Raw genomic sequence first — 12,152 nt, 5'->3', positions numbered from 1 at the left:
AACCAGCCGCCGGTGACATCGGCATGGGTGTAGTGCTCGTGCGGCAACGTGCTACCGGTCTTCGGCGAAGCGCCGTCCAGATCAGCCATGCGTTGATTGTGTCGCACCGACCGGGCTGAGGCCGGCTCAGGCTGCCCTAGCAGTTTTTGCTCCCCCGGATGGACTCGAACCATCAACCGTGCGATTAACAGTCGCAAGCTCTGCCAGTTGAGCTACAGGGGACCGCCGGCCCGCGCACGCTGTGGGCGGGCCGGGTTGAGACTTTAGCCTACCGGGGGGTGGCGATGCCAAAGCCGCCCGTCAGGCAGGATGGTGGACGTGATCGGGTACCTGGCCGTGATGGCAACCGGATATGTGCTGGGCACGAAGGCCGGCCGGCAGCGCTACGAGCAGATCCTCAACACCTATCGGGCTGTCACCAGCAATCCGGCGACCAAGTCGATGCTCGATGCCGGACGTCGCAAGATCGCCGAGCGGGTCTCACCGGATCCGCAACTGGTGGAGTTGACCGAGGTCGAGATCGACGTCCAGACAACGGTGATCAAACCGGAGAAGCCCCGGGCTCAGGGGCTTTAGGGGCTTTAGGGGCTTAAGCCCTGGTTGATCGTCGTTCCCGGCATCAGCGGGCCGGTGATGACACCCACCCCGCCGTAGCCCGGACCCCAGACGCCCATATTGGGCGTGCCGATGTAGGTCGGGGTGCCGTTGGAGTAGCCCATGCACTGCCCCTCGCCCCGGGAGCCGAACCAGGCCAGGCACTGCCCGTCCGCTGAGGCAAGGGGTGCGGCGGCCAGGGGTGCAGAGACGATCGCCGCCACGGCCAGCGCACCGGCCACGCCCAGGCGCAGGGTCTTCGCGATCGTCATACCTGGCCTTTCGCTGAGCACGGCTGATCCGTTAACCATAGCCGGATTCGGCTATGCCGTCAGGTCGTCGCCGCTGGCCTGCTCCAACAGGCTGCGCCGGTAGGCCTCCAGCGCGACCAGGTCGCCGAACAGGGCGTGGTACTCGTCGGACTGCTCCACCGGCGACATCCGCTGCAGTTTGGACTTGACCTCGGCGACCTGGCGGCCCACCCAGACCTCCTGTAACCGGGCCAGCACACCGGCGACGTAGCGGGGCAGCCGCTCCTCATCGGAGACGTTGATGGTCTCCACACCCAGTTCGGTGATCAGCCCTTCGACGGCCGGGGTGCCGGCCTGCTCGCGGACGGCGTCGATCCATCCGGTTCGGGTCAGCCCGCTCGAGGTGCCGCCGGCGGCCTCGATGGCCGACCGCAGCGCCGCATAGCCGGGATGGGTGAAGCTCTCCACCGTCAGGGAGTCGAACACCGGACCGGCCAGCGCGGGGTACTGCAGCGCGGCCTTGAGGGCTTCGCGCTGGGGCCACAGGGTGGGATCGCGCGGGTCGGGGCGGCCGACGGTCGGGGCGGGGCGCGGCGCGGTCGAACCCCGGTCGGGGCCGCGGACGGAATCCCGGGTAGCGGGTCTACCGCCGCGGGCCTCCTGACGGACCCTGCTGAGCACCTGGGCGACGTCATCCCAGCCGACCCAGCCGGCCAGCTGGCGGGCGTACTCGTCGCGCAGGGTGGGGTCCTTGATCTGGGCGACCATCGGCACACACCGCCGCAGCGCGGCGACCCGTCCCTCGGCGCTGTCCATGTCGTGGTCGGTCAGCGCGGTGCGAATCGCGAATTCGAACAGCGGGGTGCGCCGGGCCACCAGGTCGCGCAGCGCACCGTCACCGGATTTCAGCCTGAGATCGCAGGGGTCCATTCCGTCGGCGGCCACCGCGACGAAGCTCTGGCCGGCCAGGTTCTGTTCTCCGGCAAAGGCTTTCAGTGCCGCGGCCTGTCCGGCGGCGTCGCCGTCGAAGACGTAGATCAATTCGCCGCGGAAGAACTTGTCGTCCATCATCAGCCGCCGAAGCATGGACAGGTGCTCGTCACCGAAGGCGGTACCGCAGGAGGCGACCGCGGTGGTGACACCGGCCAGGTGCATCGCCATCACATCGGTGTAGCCCTCGACGACGACAGCCTGATGTCCCTTGGCGATGTCGCGCTTGGCCAGGTCGATGCCGAACAGCACCGCCGATTTCTTGTAGAGCACGGTCTCGGGGGTGTTGACGTACTTGGCTTCCATCGGGTCGTCGTCGAAGATCCGCCGCGCCCCGAACCCGACGGTCTCACCACTGGCACTGCGGATCGGCCACAGCAGCCGACGGTGGAAGCGGTCCATCGGCCCGCGACGGCCCTCCCGGGACAAGCCGGCCGCCTCGAGCTCCTTGAACTCGAAACCCTTGCGGATCAGGTGCTTGGTCAGCGAGTCCCACCCCGACGGGGCGTAGCCGCAGCCGAACTGCCTGGCCGCGGCGGCATCGAAGTTACGTTCGGTGAGGTAGGTGCGGGCGGGTGCGGCTTCCTCGGATTCCAGTGCGCCGCAATAGAACTCCTGCGCAGCGGCATTGGCGGCGACCAGCCGGCTGCGGCTGCCGCGGTCACGCTGCAATGTGTTACCGCCGCCGGTGTAGGTGACGGCGTAGCCGATCCGGTCGGCCAGCAGTTCGACAGCCTCCACGAAACTGACGTGCTCGATCTTCTGTAGGAAGGCGTAGACGTCCCCTCCCTCACCGCAGCCGAAACAGTGGAAGTGTCCGTGGTTGGGCCGGACGTGGAAGGACGGAGACTTCTCGTCGTGGAACGGGCAGATGCCCTTCATCGAATCCGCCCCGGCCCGGCGCAACTGCACGTAGTCGCCGACCACGTCCTCGATGCGCACCTGTTCCCGGATTGCGGAGATGTCGCGGTCGGGGATGCGGCCCTTTCGGCTGCCGCCGCCACCCACAACGGTCACGGGGCTAAGTGTAGGACCGCGGTAGGTCAGCGGCGTCGACGCGTTCCAGCCGACCCTCGGTATAGGAGGCGATCTGGTCGACGATCACCCGGGTCCGGGCGACGTCGTCGGCGGCGGCGGCAAAAGCGGGAACGAAGATGGGATCCAGGGTCCCGGGGGCTCCGGCCAACAGCGCCCCCGCCACCCGGTGGATCCGCTCCCGCTGGCGCAACTGCAACTCCAGGTGCCGGGGGTCGCTCATGATGAACTGCAGCGCCAGCGTCTTGAGGATGGCGACCTCGGCCCGGAAGGTTGCGGGTACGTGCAGGTCGGCCTGGTAGCGGGCCAGCGGCTGGGGACCGGCCACCCGGCGCGTCTCGCCGATGGCCGCCGAGGCGAACCGGCCGACGAGCTCACTGGTGAGCCCCTTGAGCGCCACCGACGCGCTCAGGGTTCCGTCGTACCTGCCGACCGCGGCAACCACCGGCAACTCCGACAATCGGTACGCGGCGGCCTCCAGTTCGGCCGGTTCGATGCCCGAGCCGTACACCGAGGCGCCCAGCCGGGCCAGCGCCACGGCGTCCGCATCGGCGAGCACCCGCAGATCGATCCGACCCGAGATCACCCCGTCCTCGACGTCATGCACCGAATAGGCGACATCGTCGGCCCAGTCCATCACCTGCGATTCCAGGCAGGGACGGCGGTCGGGGGCGCCGGACCGCATCCACTGCGCCAATGCCAGGTCGTCGGCATAGAAGCCGAACTTGCCGCCGCCCGGCGGGCGCGGCCACGGGTACTTGGTGACCGCATCCAGTCCGGCGCGGGTCATGTTCAGCCCGACGCTATTGCCCTGGGCATCAAGGACTTTGGGCTCCAGCCGGGTCAGGATCCGGAAGTTCTGCGCGTTGCCCTCGAATCCGCCGCAGCCGGCGGCGAACTCGTCGAGCGCGCGCTCGCCGTTGTGCCCGTACGGCGGGTGGCCGATGTCATGCGCCAGCCCGGCCATGTCCACCAGGTCGGGATCGCAGCCCAGTGGGCCGGCCATACCCCGGCCGATCTGCGCCACCTCCAGCGAGTGGGTCAGCCGGGTGCGCGGGTTCTCACTCTCCCGCGGACCCACCACCTGCGTCTTGTCGGCCAGCCTGCGCAGCGCCGCGCTGTGCAGCACGCGCGCGCGGTCGCGGGAGAAGTCCGTGCGGTGGGCGGCGTCGTACCCCGGCAGCCCGGCCACCTTCGCCGGCTCAGCCACCTGACGTTCGCGGTCGGCTGAGTCGTAACGGGCGCGCTGATCGTTGTCGCTGTTCGGAGTCACCGGGACACAGTCTGCCAGCACCGGGCCGGGGCCTGGGGGCCGGAAGTTTTGCTGGCACGCACCTGTTGTGCCGGGCCGGGCTACTACATTGGCCCTCATGCGCCTCGCCCGTCTGTTCAGCCTGCTCGCCGCGATCCTGGTGGCCTTCACTCTGCTGGCCCCGTCCGCGACGGCGGAACCGCCGTTCCGGCTGCCCGATCAGGTCACCGACAACTCCGGTGTGCTCAACGACCGCCAGCGCGCCGAGGTGCAGAAGGCCGTCGACCAGCTCTACAGCCAGCGCCGTGTCCGGCTCTGGGTGGTCTTCGTCGACTCCTTCAGTCCGCAGGGCGCGGTGGGCTGGTCGCAGCAGACCCGGACCGTCAGTGACCTGAGCAACGATGACGCCATCCTGGCGGTGGCGACCGGACAGCGGTCCTATGCGTTCCTGGTGCCGCCGGCCGCGGCCGGCGGAAGTTCCACCAAGGTGGACAACATCCGCCGCGACCGCATCGAGCCGGCGCTGAAGAACAACGACTGGGTGGGCGCGGCCACCGCCGCCGCCACCGGCCTGGGCGCCCTGGGCTCTTCGGCGTCCGGTTCCCGTTCCGGCGGCGGCATCCCGGTGGTGGGGCTGCTGATCATGGCCGGCATCGGCCTGCTGGTGATCGGCGGGCTGATGATGTGGAGTCGCCGGCGTCGCGCGAAGCGCCACGAGGCTGATGTGGCCGCCGCGAAGAACGTCGACCCCACCGACTCGTCCGCGCTGGCGTCGGTACCCATCGACGCCCTCGACGAACTCTCCCGCAGCATTGTGGTCAAGGTGGACAACGCCATTCGCACCAGCGCTAACGAACTGGTGCTGGCAGTCGAAGAGTTCGGCGAGGCTGCGACCGCAACCTTCGCGGCGGCGGTGGACAACGCCCGTGAAACCCTCAAGCAGGCGTTCGCGGTGCGCCAGAAGCTCGATGACAGCGTCCCCGAACCGCTGCCCGAGCGCCGTGATCTGCTGACCCGGGTGGTGGTGTCGGCGGCCAAGGCCAACAGGGAACTGGACACCCAGACCGAGTCATTCCACCAGATGCGCGATCTGGTGATCAACGCCCCGGAGCGCCTCGACGCGCTCACCCAGCAGTTGGTCACCGTCACCGCCCGGGTGCAACCGTGCGAGCAGACGCTCACCGCACTCAAGGGCGAGTTCGCCGAGTCGGCGCTGACCTCGGTGGCCCGCAACGTCAACGCCGCCCGGGAGCGGATCGAGTTCGCCGACAAGGCAATCTCCCGGGGTCGCGAGCTGGCCGCCAAACCGGTCGCCGGCGAGGTGGGCGAGTTGGTCGACAACATCCGCGGCGCGGAATCCTCTCTGCAGCAGGCCACCACCATGCTCGACGCCGTCGACAGCGCCGCCAGCGATATCCGCAAGGCGGTCTCCACACTGCCCTCGGCGATCTCCGACATTCAGAAGGGCATCAACGAAGCCGGCACGCAGCTGGCCCAGGGTGGTTTGGCGAAGGCGACCGAACTGTCGGCCGCCCGCGACGGGGCGGTCAAGGCAGTCACCGCCGCACAGAGCACCGGCGCGGCCGACCCGCTGGGTGCCTTCACCCAGCTGACCCAGGCCGACGCCGACCTCGACCGGCTACTGGCAGGCGTGGCCGAGGAACGCGACGCCGCCGAGCGCCTGACCAAGTCCTACGAGCAGGCGCTGTTCACCGCCGAGTCCCGGGTCCGTTCGGTGTCGGACTACATCGACACCCGGCGCGGCAGTGTCGGCCCCGAGGCCCGCACCCGGCTCAACGAGGCGGTGCGCCAACTGGAGGCGGCCCAGGCCACCAGCAAGACCGATATCGACGAGGCGATCAAGCGGGCCAACGGGGCCTCACTGCTGGCCGCCCAGGCCCAGCAGTTGGCCAATGATGATGTGCAGGCCGGACAGCGGCAGTACCAGGCGCGCTATCGCGGCGGCCAGTCCGATATGGGCGCCATGGTCGGCGGCATCATCCTGGGCAATATCCTCACCGGAGGTTTCGGCGGCGGAGGCGGCTACCGCGGCGGTGGCGGTGGCTGGACGTCGACCACCTATGGCGGCTCACAGGGCGGTGGCGGCGGCGACCTGTTCGGCGGCGGCGGGCGCTTCTAGCGGGGCTCAGACCCCGGGCAACCGCGTTGCCAGGTAGCTGACGACACTGTCCAATCCGACCCGCTCCTGGGTCATCGCATCACGCTCGCGGATGGTGACGGCGTTGTCCTCGAGGGTGTCGAAGTCCACCGTCACGCAGAACGGCGTGCCGATCTCATCCTGGCGGCGGTAGCGGCGTCCGATCGCGCCGGCGTCGTCGAACTCGATGTTCCAGTACTTGCGCAGCTCGGCCGCCAGATCCCGGGCCTTCGGGCTCAGATCCGCGTTGCGCGACAGCGGCAACACCGCGGCCTTCACCGGCGCCAGCCGCGGGTCCAGGCGGAGCACGGTGCGCTTGTCGACACCGCCCTTGGCATTGGGCGCCTCGTCTTCGGCGTAGGCGTCGACCAGGAAGGCCATGAACGAACGGGTAAGTCCCGCTGCGGGTTCGATGACGTACGGGACATACCGGGTGTCGGCGGCCTGGTCGTAGTAGGACAGATCGACACCGGAGTGCTTCGAATGGGTGGACAGGTCGAAGTTGGTCCGGTTGGCGATGCCCTCGAGTTCACCCCACGGGTTGCCCTGGAAGCCGAACTTGTACTCGATATCGGTGGTGCCGTCGGAATAGTGCGACAGCTTCTCCTTGGGATGCTCGTAGAGCCGGAGATTGTCGCGCTCGATACCGAGGTCGACGTACCACTGCAGGCGGGTGTCGATCCAGTACTGGTGCCATTCCTTGGCGGTCTCGGGCTCGACGAAGAACTCCATCTCCATCTGCTCGAACTCACGGGTGCGGAAGATGAAGTTGCCCGGGGTGATCTCGTTGCGGAAGCTCTTGCCGATCTGGCCGATACCGAACGGCGGCTTCTTACGCGAGCTGGTGACCACGTTGGCGAAGTTGACGAAGATGCCCTGGGCGGTCTCGGGACGCAGGTAGTGCAGGCCCTCGTCGCTCTCGATCGGACCGAGGTAGGTCTTGAGCATCATGTTGAACTCGCGCGGCTCGGTCCACTGCCCCTTGGTACCGCAGTCCGGGCAGACGATCTCGGTCATCGCGACCGATTCCGGGTCGGCGATTCCCTTCTTCTCGGCGTGCGCCTCCTGCATATGGTCCTGGCGGTGACGCTTGTGGCAGCTGAGGCACTCGACGAGCGGATCGTTGAAGACCTCGACGTGCCCGGAGGCCACCCACACCTCGCGCGGCAGAATGATCGACGAGTCCAGGCCGACGACGTCGTCGCGCCCGGTGACCACCGAGCGCCACCACTGCCGCTTGATGTTCTCCTTGAGTTCCACGCCCAGCGGGCCGTAATCCCAGGCGGACCGTGTCCCGCCATAGATCTCGCCGCACGGGTAGACCAGACCCCGGCGCTTGGCCAGGTTGACGACGGAATCGATCACGGACGCCACGTTTGCTGCACCCCATTCACTCGAGGAAACCAGCCCACAGCGTAGCGACCTCCCCGACCGCGCCTTTGACATGCGTCATCGTGCATGGAACAGTGCCGAGTTAATGGAAATGATTTCCAATAGCACGTCCGACCTCGACCGCGATGACCTGCACCACGCCGGGGACATCCTGCGTGCGCTGGCCGCGCCGGTGCGCATCGCGATCGTGCTGCACCTGCGGGAGTCCCAGCACTGCGTTCACGAACTCGTCGAAGCCCTGCACCTGCCCCAGCCGCTGGTGAGCCAGCATCTGCGGGTCCTCAAGGCGGCCGGCGTGGTGGCCGGCGAACGTTCCGGGCGCGAGGTGCTCTACCGACTGGTCGACGCCCACCTGGCCGAGATCGTGGTTGCCGCGGTCAGCCATGCCGGGGAGAGCCGCCGGTGACCGCCCGCAACACCGCCGGGGCGGTGCGCTCCACCCGGCAGCGGGCCGCCATCGTCGCACTGCTCGACGAGGTCGACGGCTTCCGGTCGGCCCAGGACCTGCACGACGAACTGCGCAGCCGCGGGGAGAACATCGGACTGACCACCGTCTACCGCACGCTGCAGACATTGGCGGCCGCCGATCTGGTCGACGCGGTGCGCACCGACACCGGCGAGTCGATGTACCGGCGCTGCGATGCGCCGCACCACCACCATCACCTGGTCTGTCGGACCTGTGGCTCAGCGGTCGAGGTCAGCGGTCGCGATATCGAGGCGTGGGCGGCCGAAGTTGCTGCCGCACATGGGTTTTCCGACGTCAACCACACCATCGAACTGTTCGGGACCTGCGCGGACTGCCGATCGCGCTAGGCAGTCAGCGCGGCACGCACCTGTGTTCCGGCGTCGAGGGTCATCAGGATCAGGGTCTGCAACGCCGAGTCGCTGAGACCGCCGACCGGAAAGTTGTAGCGCAGCACTACATCGGCGAGTTTGCCCGGATGCTCGACGAGGGCGACGGTGCCCAGCAGAGTCTTGCGCGCCTGCGCCGCAACCCGCTTGCGCAGTGCCGCGTCCGCCCGCAGGTCCCAGGCGATCGCCTGGGTCAGCGAGACCATCTCCAACCCGTCGGCGATCGTCACGGTGCGCAACGAGGCCAGTGTGCCGTCGTGGCGCACGGTGAGTGCGCCGTCATCGGTGACTTCGACGGACATCACCTGTCCGAGAATGTCAGCAAGGCTCACCGCTAAGCCCGACCGAACCGCCGGTTGCGGTGGACGTATTCCTCGCAGGCCGCCCAGAGGTCGCGCCGGTCATAGTCCGGCCAGAGCTTGTCCTGAAACACGTACTCGGCGTAGGCGGCCTGCCAGAGCATGAAATTGCTGGCCCGCTGCTCCCCCGAGGTGCGGATGAACAGATCGACATCCGGGATGTCGGGCCGTTGCAGGTGATCGGAGATCATCCGCTCGTTGACCCGCTCCGGATCGATCCGGCCGGCCGCCGCATCGCGCGCGATTTGCCGTGCGGCGTCGGCGATCTCGGCCCGGCCGCCGTAGTTGACGCAGTAGTTCACCGTGATGACGTTGTTCTCTTTGGTCATGTCCTCGGCGATCTCGAACTCTTTGATCACGCTGCGCCACATCCGGGCACGGGATCCCACCCAGCGCATGTTCACGCCCATGATGTCCAGGTTCTCCCTGCGGCGGCGGACCACCTCGCGGTTGAACCCCATCAGGAACCGAACCTCATCGGCACTTCGGTTCCAGTTCTCCGTGGAGAACGCGTAGACGCTGAGGTGTTTGATACCGATCTCGATGGCGCCGCAGGTGATGTCGATGAGCACCGCCTCACCCATCTTGTGACCCTCGGTGCGACTCAGCCCGCGCTGGGTGGCCCACCGGCCGTTGCCGTCCATCACAACGGCGACGTGCTGGGGCAGCTGGTCGGCCGGGATCACCGGGGCGACAGCCTTGGACGGGTGCTGGGGTGGCCGGCGCGGGCCGCCGTCGGGCGCCGGCGGCAGCGCGGGGAACAGCACCGGCCAGGTCGAGGTGTCGGGAAATACCGGGTAGTCGGCGGGCGCGGCCGGGAGCTGTGCGGTCTGCTCCCGGCGCCTGCGCTCAGCCCTGCGCCAGGAGCTGGTCACCTGGTCCCTCACCATGGGCCACATCCTGCCTGACCATCTCCGCTTCGTGGCTAGCGGGCTGGGAGTGGATTCGCTCGACCAACGGCAATGTCCTGAGCTGGCGCTCCAGGTGCCACTGCAGGTGGGCGGCCACCAGACCGCTGGCATGGCTGCGGTGCGGGGCCGTGGAGGATTCGGCGACCGGCCAGTCGCCCTCGTAGAGCGCGGCCATCAGATCCAGGACGGCCTGGGGCGGGGTGACCGACCCGGACGGGCGACAGTGCATGCACACACTGCCGCCGGCGCCGATGTGGAAGGCCCGATGCGGACCGGGAGCCGCACACCGTGCGCACTCGGTCAGCGCGGGCGCCCAGCCGGCAATGCCCATGGCACGCAGCAGGAAGGCGTCGAGCACCAACCCGCGGGAGCGGGCGCCGTCGGCCACGGCGCGCAGCGCGCCGACGGTGAGCCGATGCAGCGCCGGCGCCGGGGCCCGTTCCTCCCCCGCCAGCCGTTCGGCGGTCTCCAGAATGGCGCAGGCACAGGTGTAGCGGCCGTAATCACTGACGATGTCGGTGGCGAAGGCGTCGATGGACACCACCTGGGTGACGATGTCGAGGTTGCGGCCCGGGTGCAGCTGAACGTCGATATGGGCGAACGGCTCCAGCCGGGAACCGAACTTACTGCGGGTGCGGCGCACACCCTTGGCGACGGCACGGACCAGACCGTGCTCGCGGGTGAGCAGAGTGACGATGCGGTCGGCCTCGCCGAGCTTGTGCTGGCGCAGCACAACCGCCCGATCCCGATACAGCCGCATCCGGTCAGTCTGTCACCGCGAGAGGACAACCTCCGGGACTGACACTCGCACTAGAACCCCAGCCGGCCGAGCAGCTTGGGGTCCTGCTGCCAGTTCTTGGCCACCTTCACCCGCAATTCCAGGTACACCTTCGTGCCCAGCAGCCGCTCGATCTGGCGCCGCGCGTTACTGCCGACCTTCTTCAGCCGGGCGCCGCCCTTGCCGATCACGATGCCCTTCTGGCTGTCCCGCTCGACGTAGAGGATGGCGCGCACGTCGATCAGGTCATCCCGGCCCTCGCGCGGGCTGACCTCGTCGATCACCACGGCCAGCGAGTGCGGCATCTCGTCGCGCACGCCCTCCAGGGCAGCCTCGCGAATGAACTCCGCCATCAGCGTCTCTTCGGGCTCGTCGGTCAGCTCACCGTCGGGATAGAACGCCGGGCCGGGTTTGAGTTGGTCCACGAGCACGCCGATGAGCAGCTCCACCTGCTCACCGGTGGTGGCCGACACCGGAACGATCGCCGCCGCATGCTCGGCGACCAGTTCGTTGACCGCCATCAACTGGGCGGCCACCCGGCCGGTGGGCACCTTGTCGATTTTGGTGACGGCGACCACCAGGGTCGTCCTGGGCGCCACCTCGCGGATCTGTTCATAGATCCAGCGGTCCCCGGGTCCGATGGCCTCGTCGACGGGGATGCACAGCACGATCACGTCGACATCGGAGTAGGTGTCGCGCACCAGGTCGTTGAGCCGCTTACCGAGCAGGGTGCGCGGGCGGTGCAGTCCCGGGGTGTCGACGAGGACGATCTGGAAGTCTTCGCGGTGCACGATGCCGCGGATGGTGTGCCGGGTGGTCTGCGGGCGGCTGGAGGTGATCGCCACCTTCTCACCGACCAGGGCGTTGGTCAGCGTCGACTTACCGGTGTTGGGCCGGCCGATCAGACATACGAAACCGGACCGGAACTCATTCATCGCCGGGCACTTCGCCGTCGGCGGGCACCCGGCTGACCAGGACGGTGCTGATGCGCATCCGGCCGCGATGGTCCCGGCCGCCTTAGGCACGCAGCCGCAGTCCATGTGACTCGACCTCGGCGCCGGGCAGCGGCACCCTGCCCAGTTCCAGAGCGACAAGCCCGCCGATGGTCTCGACGTCGAGATCGTCGGCGAATTCGACTCCGTACAGATCGCCGACGTCCCACACCGGGACTCGCGCCGAGACCCGGTACCGCTCAGCACCGAGGTCCTCCACCGGGGCGACCTCGTCGACGTCGTACTCGTCGGCGATCTCACCGACGATCTCCTCGAGCACATCCTCGATCGTCACCAGGCCGGCCGTGGCACCGTACTCGTCGACCAGTAGGGCGATGTGGATGCGGTCGCGCTGCATCTCGCGCAGTAGCGCGTCGAGCGGCTTGGAGTCCGGGATGAACACTGCGGGACGCATCACCTCGGCAACGGTGATATCGCGGGCCGCACTGGCCGAGTAATAGGTTCGCCGAACCAGATCTTTGAGATAGATCACCCCGAGGATGTCGTCGACGTCCTCACCGATGACCGGCATCCGGGAGTGCCCACTGCGGATCGCCAGTGAGGTGGCCTGCGAAGCGCTCTTACCGC

12 protein-coding genes, 1 tRNA gene and 1 pseudogene are annotated in these 12,152 nt (G+C 68.2%); 4 read left to right on the top strand and 10 right to left on the bottom strand.

The window, feature by feature from the left end; genetic code table 11:
* Positions 1-149: 149 nt before the first annotated feature.
* A tRNA-Asn gene (locus ACR2JI_RS05290) sits at positions 150-222 on the bottom strand.
* A gap of 96 nt (positions 223-318) precedes the next feature.
* Here ACR2JI_RS05290 and ACR2JI_RS05285 point away from each other — a divergent pair.
* On the top strand, positions 319-576 hold the full coding sequence (locus tag ACR2JI_RS05285; RefSeq protein ID WP_526388757.1) for a hypothetical protein: 258 nt from the start codon (positions 319-321) through the stop codon (positions 574-576).
* A gap of 5 nt (positions 577-581) precedes the next feature.
* Here ACR2JI_RS05285 and ACR2JI_RS05280 read toward each other — a convergent pair whose 3' ends face one another.
* The 3 genes from ACR2JI_RS05280 to ACR2JI_RS05270 are packed head-to-tail and all read right to left on the bottom strand — an operon-like array spanning position 582 to position 4,143.
* Positions 582-866, bottom strand: coding sequence for a DUF7155 family protein (locus ACR2JI_RS05280; protein WP_526388755.1), 285 nt, complete (start codon positions 864-866; stop codon positions 582-584).
* Between the two features lie 51 nt (positions 867-917).
* Positions 918-2,843 carry a DNA primase gene (dnaG, locus tag ACR2JI_RS05275; protein ID WP_526388761.1) on the bottom strand — a complete coding sequence of 642 codons (1,926 nt, stop codon included), beginning with the start codon at positions 2,841-2,843 and terminating at the stop codon, positions 918-920.
* Between the two features lie 13 nt (positions 2,844-2,856).
* Positions 2,857-4,143, bottom strand: a complete 1,287-nt coding sequence (locus ACR2JI_RS05270; RefSeq protein WP_526388753.1) for a deoxyguanosinetriphosphate triphosphohydrolase — start codon at positions 4,141-4,143, stop codon at positions 2,857-2,859.
* Positions 4,144-4,240: 97 nt separating this feature from the next.
* Here ACR2JI_RS05270 and ACR2JI_RS05265 point away from each other — a divergent pair, with 97 nt between their 5' ends.
* The gene (locus tag ACR2JI_RS05265; RefSeq protein WP_526388751.1) at positions 4,241-6,262 is read left to right on the top strand and encodes a TPM domain-containing protein; all 2,022 of its coding nucleotides are present in this window, start codon (positions 4,241-4,243) and stop codon (positions 6,260-6,262) included.
* Between the two features lie 6 nt (positions 6,263-6,268).
* Here ACR2JI_RS05265 and ACR2JI_RS05260 read toward each other — a convergent pair whose 3' ends face one another.
* On the bottom strand, positions 6,269-7,654 hold the full coding sequence (locus ACR2JI_RS05260; RefSeq protein ID WP_526388749.1) for a glycine--tRNA ligase: 1,386 nt from the start codon (positions 7,652-7,654) through the stop codon (positions 6,269-6,271).
* Positions 7,655-7,757: 103 nt separating this feature from the next.
* Between ACR2JI_RS05260 and ACR2JI_RS05255 the strand changes: the two genes are divergently transcribed.
* Together ACR2JI_RS05255 and ACR2JI_RS05250 are read left to right on the top strand one after the other, a co-directional pair.
* The gene (locus ACR2JI_RS05255) at positions 7,758-8,078 is read left to right on the top strand and encodes an ArsR/SmtB family transcription factor (protein ID WP_526388747.1); all 321 of its coding nucleotides are present in this window, start codon (positions 7,758-7,760) and stop codon (positions 8,076-8,078) included.
* A complete protein-coding gene (locus ACR2JI_RS05250; protein ID WP_526388745.1) occupies positions 8,075-8,485 on the top strand; it encodes a Fur family transcriptional regulator in 411 nt (136 codons plus the stop codon). Before ACR2JI_RS05255 ends, ACR2JI_RS05250 begins: the two co-directional genes overlap by 4 nt.
* Here ACR2JI_RS05250 and ACR2JI_RS05245 read toward each other — a convergent pair.
* The 5 genes and pseudogenes from ACR2JI_RS05245 to ACR2JI_RS05225 form a co-directional block, all read right to left on the bottom strand.
* Positions 8,482-8,826, bottom strand: coding sequence for a hypothetical protein (locus ACR2JI_RS05245; RefSeq protein ID WP_526388759.1), 345 nt, complete (start codon positions 8,824-8,826; stop codon positions 8,482-8,484). The two genes, ACR2JI_RS05250 and ACR2JI_RS05245, sit on opposite strands and share 4 nt — an antisense overlap.
* A gap of 32 nt (positions 8,827-8,858) precedes the next feature.
* Positions 8,859-9,773: a decaprenyl diphosphate synthase gene (locus tag ACR2JI_RS05240; RefSeq protein WP_526388743.1), complete on the bottom strand. Its 915-nt coding sequence runs from the start codon at positions 9,771-9,773 to the stop codon at positions 8,859-8,861.
* On the bottom strand, positions 9,733-10,554 hold the full coding sequence (gene recO, locus ACR2JI_RS05235) for a DNA repair protein RecO (RefSeq protein WP_526388741.1): 822 nt from the start codon (positions 10,552-10,554) through the stop codon (positions 9,733-9,735). The genes ACR2JI_RS05240 and recO overlap by 41 nt, the downstream gene beginning before the upstream one ends.
* Before the next feature lie 50 nt (positions 10,555-10,604).
* Positions 10,605-11,507, bottom strand: coding sequence for a GTPase Era (era, locus tag ACR2JI_RS05230; protein WP_526388739.1), 903 nt, complete (start codon positions 11,505-11,507; stop codon positions 10,605-10,607).
* Positions 11,500-12,152 (bottom strand): annotated as a pseudogene (locus tag ACR2JI_RS05225) (CBS domain-containing protein); the annotation flags it as partial. The pseudogene ACR2JI_RS05225 and the gene era, both read right to left, overlap by 8 nt.

The sequence above is a fragment of the Mycobacterium sp. genome (assembly GCF_051006775.1).
Lineage (GTDB): Bacteria > Actinomycetota > Actinomycetes > Mycobacteriales > Mycobacteriaceae > Mycobacterium.
The sequence above is the reverse complement of the archived record's forward strand: the minus strand, read 5'-3'. Positions and strand labels throughout refer to the sequence as shown.